We start from the raw sequence: 16,478 nt of genomic DNA, 5'->3' as shown, positions 1-16,478 counted from the left end.
GCATGGGGAACGGCGGGTCGTGTCCACCCTGCGACGAGCGTATCTAGCGCTGCACGATGTGCGCGAACCATTCCCAGCCGCGCACGCGTTCGGTGATCAGCTTGGTGCAGGTCAGCATCGGCACCGCCAGCAGGGCGCCGGGGATGCCCCACAGCCAGCCCCACACCAGCAGCCACAGCAGGATCGCGATCGGGCTGAGCCGCATGCTGGCGCCCTGGATCATCGGCGTGATCAGGTTGCCCTCCACTGCGGTGATGCCGGCGAAGGTCAGCACCGGCAGGAACACTTCGAGGCTGGCGTCGTTCGCGTACAGCATGCACACCACCGCCAGCACGGTGGTGGTGACGATCGCGCCGACGTAGGGAATGAAGTTGGCGAACATCGCCACCGCGCCCCACAGCAGCGGGTCGGGCACCTTGTACAGCCACAGCATGCCGGCAGTGATCGCGCCGAGGCCGGCGTTGATCAGCAGCGCGGTGAGCAGGTAGCGCGACACCTCGGTCTGGATCCCGCGCACGATGGTCACCGCATGTCGCTTGTAGGCGAAGCCGGGGGTGATCTGCACCAGCCGGCGCAGCATCGAGTCGCCATAGATCAGGAAGAAGAACACCAGCAACATCACGCTGAGCACGGCCGCCAGCACCTTCGGCGCGGTCGACACCACGTCCCAGGCGCTGATCGAGACCGGCGCGGACTGCGGCACGGCCGCACGGGTGCTGGTGCCGCTGCTGACCAGGGTCTGCGTGGCGCGATTGGCCGCCTCCAGCGGCTTGGTGAAGCTGCGCAGCTTCGGCACGAAGCTCTTGATCGCCGTGGGCGCGCCGTGGAACCAGCCGATCGCCGGCTGCGCCAGCAGGCCCACGCCGCTGCCGATGCCGACGATCAGGCCGAGCATCAGCACGCTGGCGGTGAGCCAGCGCGGCAGGCGGATGCGCGTGCCGAAGGCGACGATCGGGTTCAGCGCCAGGCCGATGAAGGCGGCCAGCACCAGCGGAATCAGCAAGGCCTTGGTCAGGGTGATGGTGTACAGCAGCGCCAGCAACAGCAGTGCGTTCAGCACCATGCGCACTGCACGCAGGTGCTGGCGCATGCCGCGCGCGGCGTTCAAGTGGCGCAGCCCGTGGCGAACCGCCGTCTCTTCTGCCGTCGCCGGCTCCGCCGGGATGGCGATGGCGCCGGCCCCGGCCGCGCTTCCGTCCGACGCGGGCGGGAACATCTGTTCGGGTTCGCTCATGCCGGCTCGCTGCCCTCGGCATCCGCCGCAGCGGCGGCACCCGGCGCCATCGCGCCCAGCTCCGCGACCAAGCGCACGCCGTGGGCCACCACCTCGGCCAGGCCGCCACCGAGCAGCGGACCCAGCCCCGGCACCCGCAGCGGATGCACGTCGAGGCTGCCCAATACGAAGCCGGCACCGGCGGCCGCGCCCACCGTCGTCAGCGGATGCGCGCGGCCGCGCACCAGCAGGGCGGCCGCCGGCGTGGTCAACGCGTGCCGCGCCGCGCGCATGCGCAACTGGGCGGCCTGCACCTTCGCCAGGCGATCGAACACGCTCATCGCCGCTCCTCCCGCTGACTGTCCTGTCCGTTGTCCTGCGCGGCCGTGTCGCCGGCTTCGGCCTTGTGCAGGGTCTCGCGCATCATCGCACTCCATTCACTGCGTGTGGCGGGCAGGCTCATCCAGTGCATGCAGCGGCGGAACAGCGCGATCGAGCCAAGCAGGAACAGCACCTGCAGCAACGCCAGCACCAGCAAGGCCCAGATCCACGAGCCGAACCACGCCGCCAGCAGCACGCCGACCAAGCCGAGCAGGGTCAGGCCGAGGGCGACCCCGGCCACGGTGGTGGCCAGTGCCGCCAGCAGCAGCCACGAGATCGCGCTGCGCGCCAAGCCCAGCTCCGCCGCCAGCAGCTGCATCTGCGCGCCGAACAGCCGCTTGACCGCGCGCGCGAGCTGGCCGACCTCGGCCAGCAAGCCAGACGACGGCGGCGCCGGATCCGGCGCCGCCGCTGCGCGGGGTGACTCACCCTCGTCGTGCATTCCCGGCCCCTGTGCCGCGCCGTTCAACGTCGCAGGATGCGGCCGATCAGCCAGCCGGCGCCGAGCGCGATGGCGACTGACTGCATCGGCTTCTCGCGCACGTAGTCGCGTACCTGCTCCAGCCACGCGTCGGCGCGGTCCATCGTTTCGTCGTAGACCTCGCGGCCACGCTCGCCGACCCGTGCGGCCTTGTCGCTGGCCTTGTGGGCCGCGCCGGCAGCCTTGTCGGTGGCGTGGTGCAGGCCTTCCTCGACATGGTCCGCGGCGCGATCCACCTTTTCCTTGGTGGCGGCGACTGCCTCGGAGGTGGCCTGCTTGATCCGTTCGGCGCGTTCGTCGATGCGATCGCCGACGGCTTGTTCGGGGGTCTGGACTTGCTTGTTCATTGCATGCTCCGGAGAAGACTCATGGTGGCACAGACGCGATGCGACGACCGGCCGTCAACTGGCGCGGCGGAAGAACGCGATGATCGCCAGGATCAGGAAGATGATGAACAGGATCTTCGCGATCCCGGTGGCGGCACCCGCAATGCCGCCGAAGCCGAGCACGGCGGCGATGATCGCGATGACCAGGAAAACCAGGGCGTAGTGAAGCATGAAGGCATCCTCATCTGCAGGGAATGGCGGCGGGGAAACCGCGCGTGACCATTCACCCACAGCCGGCGCCATGCGGGTGTGAAGGGCGCCGGCAGCGCCGTGCACGCGATGCCGACGTTTGCGACACGTGCGGTCCGGGCCGGCCGACCATGGCGTGCCAGACGCGATTTCTCAGCCGGCAACCGCCGGGTTCAGGCTGTAGCTGCCGACCAGCTCCGCCTCGGCCAGCACGTGGCCGGCCATCGCCGCGCGCAGCTCGGCCAGCGAGAAGCCGCCGGCCAGCGGCAGCGCGGCCACGTCGAGCGCGTGCAGCTTGAAGTGGTAATGGTGCAGCCGTGCGTCGTTCCACGGTGGGCACGGGCCGTCGTAGCCGCGGTACTCGCCGCCCATCTCGGCGTCGCCGGCGAACCAGCCGGTGTAGTCGTTGACGCCCTGCACGCTGCCCGGCGGCCCGAACGGCGCGCGCTTGCCGCGCGCGGTGATGCCGTCGCTGCACGCGCCCGCGGCCAGTTCGCCGCACTCGGCAGGGATGTTCGCCATCAGCCAGTGCACGAACTCCACCCGCGGCAAGTCGGCGGGCACCGTGCGACCGGGCTGGTTCACGTCGTCGCCGCGACTGGGCACGTCGGGGTCGATGCAGGTGAGCACGAACGAGCGGGTGGCGGACGGCGCGTTCTGCCAGGCCAGGTGCGGGCTGCGGTTGTCCGACAGCGCGACCGGGTCGCCGCGCTGGCCGAAGGCGAACTCGGCGGGAATCGGTTGGCCGTTGTCGAAACTGTCGCTGCGCAGGTGCATGGGGTTTCTCCGTTGGATAGCAGGTTGCCCGCCGAATGCGATGCCTGCCTGCGCAGGCATGACGGCGGAGAAATATGGCGTCCTCCACGCCCGTCATGCCTGCGCAGGCAGACATCGCACTTCGACAGTTACAGGATAGTCGGATACAAGTCCCGCCACTCGGCATTGCCTTCGTTGATCAACCGCATCTTCCAGTCGCGCTTCCAGGCCTTGAGCGTTTTCTCGCGCAGGATCGCCGATTCCATGGTGAGATGAAGTTCGTACCACACCAGCGTATGCACGCTGTAACGATGGGTATAACCCTCCACCACGTCGTTCCTGTGTTGCCAGATGCGCTTGGCCAGGTCGCTGGTTACGCCGATGTAGAGAACGCCGTTCTTCTTGCTCGCCAGCATGTAGACGCAGGGTTGTCGCCTGTCCATGGCTATACCTCGCATTGAAGTGCGATTCCTGCGTTCGCAGGAATGACAAAGGGAAAAAAGGTCCACGCCCGCTCATCACCCACACCATCGTCATTCCTGCGCAGGCAGGAATCGCACTTCGCGCAGGAATGCCATGGGGCTCATGGCTTGTACGTCACCCGATACACCGCCCCGGCCAGGTCGTCGCTGACCAGCACGCTGCCGTCGGGCAGCGGCTGCACGTCGGCGGGGCGGCCCCAGGCGCTTTCGTTCTGCTCGAAGCCGGTGATCAGCGGCTCGTACGAGAGCACCTTGCTGCCGTGCAGGCGCACCGTCATCACCCGGTAGCCGGATTTCTTCGTGCGGTTCCACGAGCCGTGTTCGGCGACCAGGATCGCGCCCCGGTAGCTGGCCGGAAACTGTTTGCCTTCGTAGAAGCGCATGCCCAGCGCGGCCACGTGCGCGCCCAGCTTCAGCACCGGCGGCACATAGTCCTTGCAGCGTTTGCCCCGGCCGAACTCGGGGTCGAGCGTGTCGCCCTGATGGCAGTACGGGTAGCCGAAGTGCTGGCCGGGGCCGGTGATCTCGTTCAATTCGTCGCTGGGCAGGTCGTCGCCCAGCAGGTCGCGGCCGTTGTCGGTGAACCACAGGCGCTGCGTGCCCGGCTGCCAGTCGAAGCCGACCGTGTTGCGGATGCCGCGGGCCACGTCCTGCCAGTCGCTGCCGTCGACGTTCATGCGGATCAGCTTGCCGTGCGCCGGAGCCGGGTCGCAGATGTTGCACGGCGCGCCGATCGGCACGTACAGCTTGCCGTCCGGGCCGAACGCGATGAACTTCCAGCCGTGGTGGGCCTCGGTCGGCAGCTTGTCGGTGACCACCGCCGGTTTCGGCGGATCATCCAGGTGGTTCTCGATGTCGCGCAGCACGACGATGCGGCTCACCGCGGACACGTACAGGTCGCCGCCCTTGAACGCCACGCCCACCGGCAGCTCGAGCCCGCTGGCGATCACCCGCACCCGTTCCGCCACGCCATCGCCGTTGGCGTCGGTGAGCGCATAGACCTTGCCGGCGTCGTTGGACCCAACGAACACCGTGCCCTTCGCGCCCAGCGCGAGCTCGCGCGCGTCCGGCACCTGGTCGGCATACAGCGCGACGTGGAAACCCTTCGGCAGGCTCAGCCGTTGCAGCGGCGGCGCGGCCAGCGCCGGCAGCGACGACAGGACCAGCAGCAACGGCAGCAGCAGGCGCATGGCAGTTCTCCGCGTTCCGGGGAAACCGCAGCGTATACCGGCCCGCGTGAAGCCAGAAGCCACACCGCCCGCTAAACTGCAGCCTTTCGAGGGGACTGCATGAGCGAACTGGACGATCTCACCACCCTGGTCCGCGCGGCCACGCCGCTGCTGGTGATCGAGACGGTGGACGAGCCGCGCGTGATCGAGTGCTTCCGCCACGTGATTGCGCAGGCGCTGCACCCGCTGTGGCGCTGGACGCTCACCGACGGCCTGGGCCGGCTCGACTTCGCGCAAACCGACGCCGAGGTGGCGCCGGACGCGACCGCCACGCTGGACGCGATCCGCGCGCAGGACCAGCGCGGCATCTACCTGATGTTCGACTTCCACAGCCTGCTGCGCTACGCGATGAGCCTGCGCCAGCTGCGCGAGATCGTGCAGCGCCAGCGTTCGGCGGCGCACACCATCGTGCTGGTCGGCGCCCGGGTCGAGCTGCCGGAGGAACTCGAAGCGCTGGCCCTGCGCGTGCCGCTGTCGCTGCCCGATCTCAAGGAACTGGCCGGCATCCTGCGCGGCGAGGCGGTGGCCTGGCAGCGCGAGCAGGGCCGCAACGTCACGGTCGACAACGACGCCGCGCGCACCATCGTGCGCAACCTGCTCGGCCTGTCCGCGCCGGATGCGCGGCGCATCGTGCGCAAGCTGATCTACAACGACGGCGCGCTCGGCCCGCAGGACCTGCCCGAGCTGATGCAGTCGAAGTTCGACCTGCTCAACCGCTCCGGCCTGCTGCACTACGAATACGCCACCGCCAGCTTCGCCGACATCGCCGGGGTCAGCCGCGTGCGCGAATGGGTGCAGCGGCGCCGCGCGGTGTTCCTCGCCGCCACGCCCGACCCCGCGCTCGACCCGCCGAAGGGCGTGCTGCTGCTCGGCGTGCAGGGCTGCGGCAAGAGCCTGGCGGCGAAGGCGATCGCCGGCGGCTTCGGCGTGCCGCTGGTGCGGCTGGACTTCGGCACGCTGTACGACAAGTACCAGGGCGAGACCGAAAAGAACCTGCGCGAGGCGCTGGCCAGCACCGAGCTGCTGGCGCCGTGCGTGCTGTGGATCGACGAGATCGAGAAGGGCCTGGCCGGCGGCGGCGATGACGGCGGCGTGTCGCGCCGCGTGCTCGGCTACCTGCTGACCTGGATGGCCGAACGCAAGGCCAAGGTGTTCGCGGTCGCCACCGCCAACGCGGTGCAGGAGCTGCCCGCCGAGCTGCTGCGCAAGGGCCGCTTCGACGAGATCTTCTTCGTCGACCTGCCGAAGGAAAACGTGCGCGGCGAGATCTTCGCGATGCACCTGGCCCGTCGCAAACTCGACCCCGCCAGCTTCGACCTGCCCACACTGGCCGCCGCCAGCGACGGCTTCTCCGGCGCCGAAATCGAACAGACCATCGTCAGCGCGCTGTACGACGTCGCCGGCAGCGGCACGCCACCCGACCAGCCCGCCCTGATCCACGCGCTGCAGCAGACCCGCCCGCTGTCGGTGCTGATGCGCGAACAGGTGGAGGCGTTGCGGGCATGGGCGCAGGGGCGCTGCGTGGCGGCGGATTGACCGGGACTGAGTTGTAGGATGAGGCGATACCGATCTTTTCCGCGTAACTAACTTCCTGCGCTCACCACCATAGGGGTCATCATGCAAAGGTCGCTACGGAAGGTTCGACTGATCTACGTTTGGCTCATGTTGGCAGCTTGTATCGGAATCGGCTCTCTGTCTGCGCTCGCCGCCGGCCTGGAGCCGGGCGCCCACGCCGGTACGCTGCAGGGCGCTCCCTACCGCATCGATATCCCGGCAAACTGGAACGGCGACCTGGTCATGCTGATGCACGGCTATCAGCCCGTGGGTGCGCCGAAAACGACGCCGATGAGGGCAGCTGAAGCCACTCCGATCTTTCTCAAGCAAGGCTATGCCGTCGCACAGAGCGAATACGCATCGCAAGGCTGGGCTGTGGGTGATGCCGTCGTCGACAACGAACGTCTTCGCCGACATTTCATTCGTGCCTTCGCTCGCCCTGCCCACACCTGGATTTACGGCTTCTCGCTGGGTGGCCTGGAGACAGCGGCAAGCATCGAACGCTACCAACACGTCTACGCCGGTGCGCTGGTCATGTGCGGAGTGACCGTTTCGACACCCGACCTCCTGTCGCGTGCCGTAGTTACACCGCTGGTGGCCTTCGATGCACTGATTCCCGGCATCCTGCCGGACCTGGCCGCTCCCGACTCACCACCGTTCATTCCTCCAGCTGTCTTCGCCAAGGCGCTGCAGGCGCACCCGAAGCAGGCCAGCCTGCTGGAAAAGCGTCTGCAGGAAACGCCGGAAACGCTGCCATCGCTGGCGCTCGACTACATGGTGTTGCGTGAACTCGAACAACGCGCCGGCGGCATGCCGGTGGACAACCGCAAGACCATTTATCGCGGCTTCGGCGACGATGCTGCCTTCAACCGCCAGGTGCATCGCTATGCCGGCTCGCCCACGGCCATGGCCTACGCCCAACGCAACGTCACCTTGACCGGTCATATCGACGTGCCGCTGGTGATGCAGTGGAACGCCTTCGATCAAACCATCCCGTCGCGCTTTCATCCCATCTACCCTGACCAGGTGCGTGCGGCGGGCAACGGCAAGTTGCTGACTGTGCTCGCCCCGACCGGCGATGGGCACTGCAACTTCACCGACGCGCAGATCTCCGCGGCGTTCGAGACACTGGTGCACAGGGCGGGCATCGAAGGGCATTGAGCCCATCGCCTGCCCCGCCAAGAACGGCGCTTCGAGGTCCGGAAAACCAGGCCGGATTGCATGCCTCGGCGGCACGCTTCTGGCCGGAAGACTAGAAATGTAGCCCCGGCGGCTTGTTGCAGGCGTATTTCTCGTCGAGCTCGTCGACGTCATCCGGCGAGACGTGTCGCGCACTCAACTCCTGCGGAGTGAGATGGCGCCACACGTCGACATCGATGCAATGACGGTTCTTGATACCAAACGCACGTTGGGCCGTGCGCATCAGGACGCCTATGCCCTGGCTCATCGGATCGACCAAATGAATGCCGGGCGCGGAGGGCGTATCGGATCCGGGCACTCCGCGGACAGATTGGACGTATTGGGCATGGCGTAGCCGCTCCTGAAAACCTCCGTCGCTGGTGGAACCGTCCTCGCTCGCACCCGGGTCTCCCGCAATGGTTGAACGCGTTTCATGGGGCCGCGCGTCGATGCGTGCAACTTGTTGGGCCGCCAGCGGTTCCAACGGCCCTGCCGATGGAGTTGCATGGCTATGCGCAGCCGGCGCGACTGGATGGTGTGCCGGCAACGCCGGATGCGGCAACAGCGGCGGCGATCGGAAAAAGCGCAGCTTGAGCACATGCGGGTCGTTTCCCACGCCCGGAGTCGTGTTCCGATAGAAGATCACTGGCCGCAGCAGCAGCATCAGTAAACCAAGGTGGCAACCGATCACCACGACCAGGACCGCGACTCGGTAACTCGACTCGCGCAAGCTGCTGGACTTCCCCGGCTCTTCTTTCACGGTCGAGCCTTCCCTTGGCACAGGCATCGGGTGGACCGCCCGGGCGCTTGCAAAGTTCCTGCGCTGCACATCGCGAGCATCGTTGTGCAGTGGCCGCGGCGTGGGGAGGAAGGCGCGCACGTGCTGTCCCGGCATGCGGCATCATTGGCGCTCCCCCTCGCATTTGCGCCCGCCATGCCGAACCTGCCGCCATTCCACCTCGCCTTTCCGGTGAGCTCGCTCGCGAATGCCCGCGCGTTCTACGGCGGGCTGCTGGGTTGTCCGGAAGGTCGCAGCAGCGACCGCTGGGTCGACTTCGATTTCCACGGCCACCAGATCGCGACGCACCGACGCACCTGGCGCCGGAGGAAGCGCGCACGGTGGAGGCGCACGACGTCGATGGTGACGACGTGCCGGTGCGGCATTTCGGCCTGGTGGTGGAGATGGATGCGTGGCACGCACTGGCCGAACGGTTGCGGGCGGCCGGCACGCGCTTCGTGATCGAGCCGCCTATCCGCTTCGAGGGCCAGCCGGGCGAGCAGGCCACGATGTTCCTGCTCGACCCCTGCGGCAATGCGCTGGAGTTCAAGGCGTTCGCCGATCGCGCGCAGTTGTTCGCAAAGTAACGCGACGGTTACCGCGGAGGACGGCTCCGGCACGGCCCCGACCCTCGGTTTCGGCGTAGTCTTGAACGCCCATCGTCAGGAGGGTCGAACCATGTTTCGTCGTACCTGCAAGCTGCTCATCCCGCTGCTCGCGGCCCTGCTGCTCCCTGTCGCCGCCAGCGCCGCTCCTGCCAGCGCGCCGGACAGCACCACCGCGGCGCTGCAGCAGGCGGTGAACGGCCACTGGCGCTCCGACGCGAACCGGGCCCGCGACAAATATCGGCATCCGCTCGAGACGCTGCAGTTCTTCGGCATCAAGCCGAACATGACGGTGATCGAACTGGCACCCGGCGGCGGCTGGTACACCGAAATCCTCGCGCCGTTCCTCCACGCGCACGGTCACCTGATCGAAGCGGCGCCACCATCAGCCGCGAAGTTCGCCGCCAAGCTCAAGGCCGACCCGGCGGTGTACGGACACATCGCAAAAGTCATTCCGTTCGCCCCACCGGAGCAGGTGAAGCTGGGCGCTGACCACTCCGCCGACATGGTGCTCACCTTCCGCAACACGCACGACTGGCTCAACCACAGCCCGGCCACGCTTGATGCCGTGTTCAAGGCTGCGTTCAACGTGCTCAAGCTCGGCGGCGTATTTGGCGTCACCGAACACCGCGCCAAACCGTTCGCCGATGGCGTGGAAAGCGCCGGGGCATTGCACCGTCTCCCCGAGGATTACCTGATCGCGCTGGCCCTCAAAACCGGTTTTCGCGTGGCCGGCGTATCGCAGATCAATGCCAACCCGAACGACCCGGAAGACATCAACGTGCACCGCCTGCCGCCGGATCTGTCCGGGCCTGACGGCGAGCACGCGCAGATGAAGGCGATCGGCGAGTCGGATCGGATGACGTTGAAGTTCGTGAAGCCGTGAGGGCCAGCACGGCGGGAATGACGACGATGGATGCAGCAGACCTGCCGAAGCTGGTGACGGTGCGCATGCCCTACGGCAAGTACCAGGGCCGGCTGCTCGCCGACCTGCCCGGCGCGTATCTGGCCTGGTTCGCGCGCAAGGGCTTTCCGAACGGCGAGCTGGGCCGGTTGCTGGCGTTGATGCTGGAGATCGACCACAACGGCTTGTCCCGGCTGCTGGAGCCGCTGCGCCGACGTACTTCCTGAGCCGCGCTGGCTACACTGCGCGCATGGACAACGCCAGCCTCTTCCGCACCGCCGCCGACGCCCTGGCTGGCGACGGCTGGTGCGTGCTGACCGAGCTGCTGGCGCCGGCACAGACCCGTGCACTGGCCGACGAGTGCACGGCGCTGTACGCGGCGCGGCGGCTGGTGCCGGCGCGGGTCGGTGCGGCGCACACCGCTACGGAGTTGCGCGGCGACCGCACGCAGTGGTTCGACCCGGCGGCGGCGAGTGCGCCGCAGCGGACGTTCGTCGCGCGCCTTGACACGCTGCGCCTGGCGCTCAACCGCGAGCTGATGCTGGGCCTGGTGGAAAGCGAGGCGCACTACGCGGTGTACCCGCCGGGGGCGCGCTACGCGCGGCACCTGGATCGCCTGCGCGACAGCGACGCGCGGGTGCTGTCGGCGGTGTTCTACCTCAACCAGGGCTGGCAGGAAGCCGACGGCGGCGCGCTGCGGCTGTACCTGGGCGACGGCACGCATCGCGACATTCTTCCGCACGCCGGCACGCTGCTGCTGTTCCTCTCCGCGCGGTTCGAGCACGAGGTGCTGCCGGCCACGCGCGAGCGCCTGAGCATCGCCTGCTGGATGCGCCAGCGCAGCCCTGACCGGATCGCGTAGGAGCCCGCTGGCGGGCGATGCTGTTAAAGCCGGGATGACCAGACGTTCGTCTGTTGAGAGCCGGGATTCGGAATTCGCAAGATCAAAGCATCGCCCGCCAGCGGGCTCCTACGGGTTGGGGGCGACGCCGGGCAGTTCGACTTCAACGAGGGCTTGCCTACGGGCCGGACGTGGCGCCGAGCAGCTCGATCTCGGCCAGGGCGCGCCGCGCGTCCGTCGTCGCCGCATCGATCCGCAGGCGGTAGTAGGCGTACTCGCCCGGCTCCCGCACGACGAAGGCGCGGGTCTGCTGCGGCCAGGCGAAGCGTTCGTCGTGGCGCGCATCGAGGGTGGACCAGTGCTGCCCGTCGGCGGAGCCCTGCAACTGCCAGCCCGACGGCGCCGTGGCCGTGCTGCCCGCGGTCAGCGTGAGCATGCTCACCCGGCGTGGCAGCCCGAAGTACCAGTCGATCGTGGCGGTGGCGGCGGGCCATGCCACTTCGGTGGCGGAGTCGTTGTCGAACAGCAGCGGCAGGCCCGGGATGGCGGGGATGCCGCGGGCCCGGCCGAGCCGCTTCTCGACGAGATCGTGCAGTGGTTGCGGCAGGCCTTCGCCGGTGATCGACGGCGGCAGCGCGTCCTCGTCGCTGGCCCAGCGCGACGGGTGCGGCCCCATCGTGAATGCCAGCGTGGCGCCCTGCGCCAGCAGCGCATGCGGCAGGGTCAGCCGGTTCCACGGCTGGCCGTTGACGCGCAGGCCCTGCACGTAGCGGTTGGCGTCGCTCACCGCCGGCGCGTCGATCACCAGGTGCTTGCCGTTCTCCAGCGCGATGTCCAGGTGCGGGAAATACGGCGCGCCGATCACGTACTCCGGCGTGCCCATGCGCAGCGGATAGAAGCCGGCGGCACTGAACAGGTACCAGGCGGACATCTCGCCGTTGTCCTCGTCGCCCGGGTAGCCCTGGCCGATCTCGCTGCCGACGTAGAGGCGGCTCAGCACGTCGCGCACCTTGTCCTGCGTCTTCCACGGCTGGCCCGCATAGTCGTACATGTAGACGATGTGGTGCGAGGGCTGGTTGCTGTGGCCGTACTGGCCCATGCGCACGTCGCGCGCCTCCAGCATCTCGTGGATCGGCTCGCCGTAGCTGCCGACGTGGAACTCGCCCGGCGTGGCGAACAGCGCATCGAGCTTCGCCGCCAGCGCGGCGCGGCCGCCGTACAACGCGGCCAGGCCGGCGCCGTCCTGCGGCGCATGGAAGGCCATGTTCCAGGCGTCGGTCTCGGTGTAGTCGCCGCCCCAGCGCAGCGGGTCGAAATCCCCGGCGTCGTGGTGCCAGTCGCCGGCACCGTCGCGGCCGACGAAGAAGCCGACGGCGGGATCGAACAGGTTCGCGTAGCCCAGCGCACGCTGGCGGAAATACGCCGCATCGTCGGCGTAGTGCGCGGCGTACGGGTCGTCGGTTGCGGGTGGCTGCGCCAGCGCGGCGGCGAGGTTGCCGATCGCGAAGTCGTTGATATAGCCGTCCATCGACCAGGACAGGCCTTCCTCCACGCCGGTCGAGGTGTAGCCTTTGAAGATCGCGCGCTGCAGCCCCTTGCGGCCGGTGCCGGCGAGCGGGCTGGCCACCGTGGCGTCCTTCAGCGCGGACTGGTAGAACGCGCGCACGTCGAAGTTGCGCACGCCCTTCAGCCACGCGTCGGCGAAGGCCACGTCGGCGCTGGTGCCGACCATCAGGTCGGCATAACCGGGCGACGACCAGCGCGCGATCCAGCCGCCGTCGCGGTACTGCTGCACGAAGCCGTCGATCATCTCGCCGGCTTGCGTCGGCGTGAACAGCACGTAGGCCGGCCACGCGGTGCGGTAGGTGTCCCAGAAGCCGTTGTTGACGTAGGGCTTGCCGTCGACGACGCGCGCGCCGGTCTGCGTGGGCGTGTCCGGGCCGACCGGCGCGGAGAACGGGCTGGCGTAGCGCCAGTGCGGCTGCGCCGCCGTACCGGTGTTCTCGTAGGCGACGTTCGGGTACAGGAACAGCCGGTACAGGTTGGAGTACAGCGTGGTCAGCTCGTCGCGGCTGGCGCCGCGCACCTTGACGATGCCGAGCTGCGCGTCCCACTGCCGCTGCGCGCGATCGCGCACGTCGTCGAAACTCTCGCCCGGTGCGATCTCCAGCGCCAGGTTTCGCCGTGCCTGTTCCAGGCTGATCAGCGAGCTGGCGATGCGCAGGTTCACCACCTTCGCCTGCGTGGTGTCGAAGCCGAACCAGGCGGCCACGTGGTCGCGGCCCTCGCCGCGCAGCCGGCCGCTCTCGCGCACCGACTGGTCGACCTCGCCATAGAAGAACAGCCGGGTGGCGCCGGCGGAGAGCCGGCTTTTCACGTCGGACCAGCCGCTGAAGCTCTGCCCGGACGGGTCCAGCGCGATGCCGCCGCGATCGTCGCGGTTGTCGAACACCAGCTGCGCGCGATCGCCGGCGAAGGTGAAGCGGAACATCGCGGCGTGGTCGGTCGGCGCGAGCTCGGTGACGATGCCGTTGTCGAAGGCCACGCGGTAGGTGTGTGCGTGCGCGTCCTCGTTCGCGTGGCTGAAGCTCAGCGCGCGTGCCGCGCGATTCGCGCTCGGCGCACCGCGGGCGACTGCGGCCGGCATCAGCTGGAAGGTCTGGCGGTCGCCCATCCACGGGCTCGGTTCGTGCGACAGCGCGAACGCTTCCAGCCGCGGGCGGTTGTCGACATCGTTGCGCTGTTGGTACTGGTACATCCGGTCCGAGCCGGCATCGGTCACCGGCGTCCAGAAGTTGAAGCCGTGCGGCACGGCCACTGCGGGAAAGGCGTTGCCGCGCGAGAAGCGGGCGTTGGAATTGGTGCCGCGACGGGTGTCGACGAAGTCGCTGGGGCGCCGGCGCGTATCGGCGGGCGCGGCGCCGAGGCGCAGGTCGTCCAGATAGCCCTCGAAGCTGGCGGCCGGACCGTCGTGCATCAGCACGATGCGCTTGATCGTGCGCCCGGCGGCGACCGCGCCCACGTCGATCGACAGGTAGTTCCACTGGTCCGGATACAGCGTGCGGCCCTCGCCCTGTGCGCGCGCCGCGGCGCCGATGCGGTGCTGCTCGCGTGCGCCGCGGGTGGACAGCCGGCTGCCGTCGTCGAACAGCAGGTCCACCGCGACGTAGGTGGAAGGGTTGCGCAGGTCGCCCGCGTTCGACAGCGGGAAGATCAGGTACGACAGCTGCGTATCCGGCCGTACCGGCAGGTCCACCGCATACAGCTCCGCCTGCTGTTGCCCGCCGGCGCTGCCGCGGTAGTGCAGCGAACGCTGCCCGCTGAAGCCGACGCCGGGCTTGGCGGTCAGCGCCGCCGCCTGGCCGGGGCCGCCGGCCACGTCGACGCTGAAGGAGGCGCCCGCCAACGGTGCCGGCGGCGCCGGCTCGCTGTTCTCGAACGAGCGCAGGAAGCCCGTTTCCGTGGCGCCGGCCGCGAGGCACGGCAGCAGGCAGGCCAGCCATAGACCCCGGCGCAGCCAGCCGGCTGCGTGCAAGTTCCCCATCCACCCCGATCCGATCATGCCCCCGCCCCCGGCCTGCCCACGGTGATGGTGCGCGTTCGTCCGTGGGCACCCGCTCTCCAGGCGATCGCGCCGGCGTTCAGCCGGTCGGCACGGCCGCGTCCGCCACCGCATTGAAGCGCGTGGCGATGTAGTCGTCGGTGTAGCTGGTCATGCCCCAGCCGCGGATGAAGCCGCAGTGGCCGCCGTACGGCGCGATGTCCAGCTCGACGTTGGCCGGCAGTTCGAGTTTCTCGAAGCCGCTGACCGGGATCACCGGGTCGTCCCTGGCGGTGAGGATGGTGGCGGGAATCTGCATCGCCCGCATGGCGTCGCCGGCCACCGAATAGCCGTCCAGATACTGCTGCAAGGTATTGAAGTCGGTATGCCGCAGCACCAGCGACTCGGTCAGCCCGCGCAGGTGCTGCTTCAGTTCGGACATCTCGAAATACTGGTGCTGCGGGAACGCCTTCTGCTTGGCCAGCAGCGAGTGCCGCCACTTGCGCATGAAGTACGCCTGGTAGAACCACGGCGCGGATTCCTCCAGCGAGAACAGGCCCTCGCCGGGGTCGATGATCGGGCACACCGCCAGCACGTAGCTGAGCGGGATGCCCACGCGCGAGGTCTGCATCGCCGCGCGCAGCGCGAAGTTGCCGCCCAGCGAGAAGCCGGCCAGCGCCATCGGCCGCGAGCTCCAGCGCGCGGCGATGTCACCCAGCGCGTGCACCACCTCGTCGAGCCGGCAGGAGTGGAACAGCGCCTCGTTGAGCCCATGGCTGTCGCCGTGGTCGCGGAAGTTCAGCCGGAAGATGTCCCAGCCGTCGGCGAGCAGGCGGCTGCCGGTCTGCAGCACGTAGGTGGAGTCGACGCTGCCTTCCCAGCCGTGGAACAGCACGGCCAGGCCGCGCGACTGCGGCCGGGTTTGCTGTGCGGTGTACGCACCGGTGAGGCGCACGCCGCCGCCGCCGTCGACCACTACCGCCTCGGCCCCGCGCAGCACGCTCTTCGCCGCGCGTGGCAGCAACACGCGGCGCACGCCGCTGGAGGACAGCATGGTCTGGATGTGGCCGCTGCTGAGCGGCCAGGGCGGTCGGAAATCCTTTCCGTGCAGCAGGTTCATCCGGGGCGATCTTCCAGCGCGACGGCGATGCGCTCGCGCGACAGCTCGGCCATGCGTCGGCGTGCCTCCGGGGTGGCCGGCACCGGCGCCAGGAAATGCACCTCGGCGTCCAGCGGCGCCTCGCCCAGCATGCGCACGATGTTGTGCAGGAAACTTTCGTGCTCGCGGAAACCGGCATCGAGCACCCGTCGCCCATCGCGGGCAAAACGCAGCGCCACCGGCTGCACCGGCACCGTGGCATCCAGCGCGGCCTGGAAGATGCGCGCATGGAAGATCTTCAGCACACCGTTGTAGCCGGTGCCGCCTTCCGGGAACACCGCCACCGAACGGCCCTCGCGCAGCCGCTCGACCATCGCCTGCATCACCGTGGACAGCGAATGGTTGTTGCCGCGGCGATGGAAGATGGTGCCGCCGTTCCTGGCCAGCCAGCCGATCAGCGGCCAGCCGGCGATCTCCGCCTTGGCCACGAAGCAGGCCGCGCGCTGGCTGTGCAGCATCACGATGTCGATCCATGAGGTGTGGTTGGCGACGAACAGCACCGGGTCGCGCCGCACCTCGCCAAAGCGCACCGAGCGCAGGCCGAAGATGCGCAGCAGACCGAGCGACCACCAGCGGATCATGCGGTGCGCGAACGGCTCGCGGCCGTTGTTCATCACCACGCGCTGGTTCCAGCTGAGGATCAGCGCGCACAGCGCGATGCCCAGCACGATGTGCAGCAGCAGCAGCGGCACCCGCCACAGGTAACGCAGCGGGCGCAGCAGGTCGCGCTCGGGCCCGGTCGTGGTAGTCGTGGTGTCGATGCTCATCAGTCGGTTAGTTTAGCGGCAGTTTCGCGCACA

18 protein-coding genes are annotated in these 16,478 nt (G+C 68.7%); 6 read left to right on the top strand and 12 right to left on the bottom strand.

Translation table 11 applies throughout. The features are described from left to right. Window positions 1–43 precede the first annotated feature (43 nt). From RHOOR87_RS0111525 to RHOOR87_RS0111490, 8 genes are all read right to left on the bottom strand, one after another. Window positions 44–1,234: an AI-2E family transporter gene (locus RHOOR87_RS0111525; RefSeq protein WP_027485092.1), complete on the bottom strand. Its 1,191-nt coding sequence runs from the start codon at window positions 1,232–1,234 to the stop codon at window positions 44–46. Beyond that, complete coding sequence (locus tag RHOOR87_RS0111520) at window positions 1,231–1,554, bottom strand: hypothetical protein (protein WP_027485091.1); 324 nt, start codon at window positions 1,552–1,554, stop codon at window positions 1,231–1,233. The genes RHOOR87_RS0111525 and RHOOR87_RS0111520 overlap by 4 nt, the downstream gene beginning before the upstream one ends. Further along, entirely contained in the window at window positions 1,551–2,036 is a 486-nt protein-coding gene (locus RHOOR87_RS0111515) for a hypothetical protein (protein WP_015446380.1), read from the bottom strand. The genes RHOOR87_RS0111520 and RHOOR87_RS0111515 overlap by 4 nt, the downstream gene beginning before the upstream one ends. Before the next feature lie 23 nt (window positions 2,037–2,059). After that, the gene (locus tag RHOOR87_RS0111510) at window positions 2,060–2,422 is read right to left on the bottom strand and encodes a DUF883 family protein (protein ID WP_015446379.1); all 363 of its coding nucleotides are present in this window, start codon (window positions 2,420–2,422) and stop codon (window positions 2,060–2,062) included. 54 nt (window positions 2,423–2,476) lie between these two features. Then, window positions 2,477–2,632, bottom strand: coding sequence for a DUF1328 domain-containing protein (locus RHOOR87_RS19890; protein ID WP_007510123.1), 156 nt, complete (start codon window positions 2,630–2,632; stop codon window positions 2,477–2,479). Window positions 2,633–2,803: 171 nt separating this feature from the next. Further along, on the bottom strand, window positions 2,804–3,427 hold the full coding sequence (locus tag RHOOR87_RS0111500) for a YbhB/YbcL family Raf kinase inhibitor-like protein (protein ID WP_015446378.1): 624 nt from the start codon (window positions 3,425–3,427) through the stop codon (window positions 2,804–2,806). 128 nt (window positions 3,428–3,555) lie between these two features. Beyond that, window positions 3,556–3,849, bottom strand: coding sequence for a GIY-YIG nuclease family protein (locus RHOOR87_RS0111495; protein WP_015446377.1), 294 nt, complete (start codon window positions 3,847–3,849; stop codon window positions 3,556–3,558). Window positions 3,850–3,989: 140 nt separating this feature from the next. After that, window positions 3,990–5,078 carry a PQQ-dependent sugar dehydrogenase gene (locus RHOOR87_RS0111490; protein WP_015446376.1) on the bottom strand — a complete coding sequence of 363 codons (1,089 nt, stop codon included), beginning with the start codon at window positions 5,076–5,078 and terminating at the stop codon, window positions 3,990–3,992. 99 nt (window positions 5,079–5,177) lie between these two features. Here RHOOR87_RS0111490 and RHOOR87_RS0111485 point away from each other — a divergent pair, with 99 nt between their 5' ends. Beyond that, window positions 5,178–6,653 carry an AAA family ATPase gene (locus RHOOR87_RS0111485; RefSeq protein WP_027485090.1) on the top strand — a complete coding sequence of 492 codons (1,476 nt, stop codon included), beginning with the start codon at window positions 5,178–5,180 and terminating at the stop codon, window positions 6,651–6,653. A gap of 126 nt (window positions 6,654–6,779) precedes the next feature. Next, complete coding sequence (locus tag RHOOR87_RS0111480) at window positions 6,780–7,832, top strand: hypothetical protein (RefSeq protein WP_231381773.1); 1,053 nt, start codon at window positions 6,780–6,782, stop codon at window positions 7,830–7,832. Between the two features lie 91 nt (window positions 7,833–7,923). Here RHOOR87_RS0111480 and RHOOR87_RS20420 read toward each other — a convergent pair whose 3' ends face one another. After that, window positions 7,924–8,610 (bottom strand): hypothetical protein, encoded by a 687-nt coding sequence (locus RHOOR87_RS20420; RefSeq protein ID WP_155950946.1) that lies wholly within the window; start codon window positions 8,608–8,610, stop codon window positions 7,924–7,926. A 359-nt stretch (window positions 8,611–8,969) separates the two neighbouring features. On the opposite strand from RHOOR87_RS20420, the gene RHOOR87_RS20770 reads away from it, so the two are divergent. From RHOOR87_RS20770 to RHOOR87_RS0111455, 4 genes are all read left to right on the top strand, one after another. After that, a complete protein-coding gene (locus tag RHOOR87_RS20770; RefSeq protein ID WP_231381772.1) occupies window positions 8,970–9,215 on the top strand; it encodes a VOC family protein in 246 nt (81 codons plus the stop codon). Window positions 9,216–9,306: 91 nt separating this feature from the next. Next, on the top strand, window positions 9,307–10,119 hold the full coding sequence (locus RHOOR87_RS0111465; RefSeq protein WP_015446371.1) for a class I SAM-dependent methyltransferase: 813 nt from the start codon (window positions 9,307–9,309) through the stop codon (window positions 10,117–10,119). A 26-nt stretch (window positions 10,120–10,145) separates the two neighbouring features. Then, entirely contained in the window at window positions 10,146–10,364 is a 219-nt protein-coding gene (locus tag RHOOR87_RS0111460; RefSeq protein ID WP_027485087.1) for a DUF3820 family protein, read from the top strand. 23 nt (window positions 10,365–10,387) lie between these two features. Next, entirely contained in the window at window positions 10,388–10,999 is a 612-nt protein-coding gene (locus tag RHOOR87_RS0111455; protein WP_027485086.1) for a 2OG-Fe(II) oxygenase, read from the top strand. Window positions 11,000–11,156: 157 nt separating this feature from the next. On the opposite strand, the gene RHOOR87_RS0111450 is transcribed toward RHOOR87_RS0111455, so the two are convergent. The 3 genes from RHOOR87_RS0111450 to RHOOR87_RS0111440 form a co-directional block, all read right to left on the bottom strand. Then, window positions 11,157–14,522: a GH92 family glycosyl hydrolase gene (locus tag RHOOR87_RS0111450; protein WP_027485085.1), complete on the bottom strand. Its 3,366-nt coding sequence runs from the start codon at window positions 14,520–14,522 to the stop codon at window positions 11,157–11,159. A gap of 97 nt (window positions 14,523–14,619) precedes the next feature. Then, window positions 14,620–15,639, bottom strand: coding sequence for an alpha/beta fold hydrolase (locus RHOOR87_RS0111445; RefSeq protein ID WP_027485084.1), 1,020 nt, complete (start codon window positions 15,637–15,639; stop codon window positions 14,620–14,622). Continuing rightward, window positions 15,636–16,445 (bottom strand): lysophospholipid acyltransferase family protein, encoded by an 810-nt coding sequence (locus tag RHOOR87_RS0111440; protein WP_015446367.1) that lies wholly within the window; start codon window positions 16,443–16,445, stop codon window positions 15,636–15,638. The genes RHOOR87_RS0111445 and RHOOR87_RS0111440 overlap by 4 nt, the downstream gene beginning before the upstream one ends. Between the last annotated feature and the right edge of the window lie 33 nt (window positions 16,446–16,478).

The organism is Rhodanobacter sp. OR87 (genome assembly GCF_000473345.1).
Lineage (GTDB): Bacteria > Pseudomonadota > Gammaproteobacteria > Xanthomonadales > Rhodanobacteraceae > Rhodanobacter > Rhodanobacter denitrificans.
The sequence above is the reverse complement of the archived record's forward strand: the minus strand, read 5'-3'. Positions and strand labels throughout refer to the sequence as shown.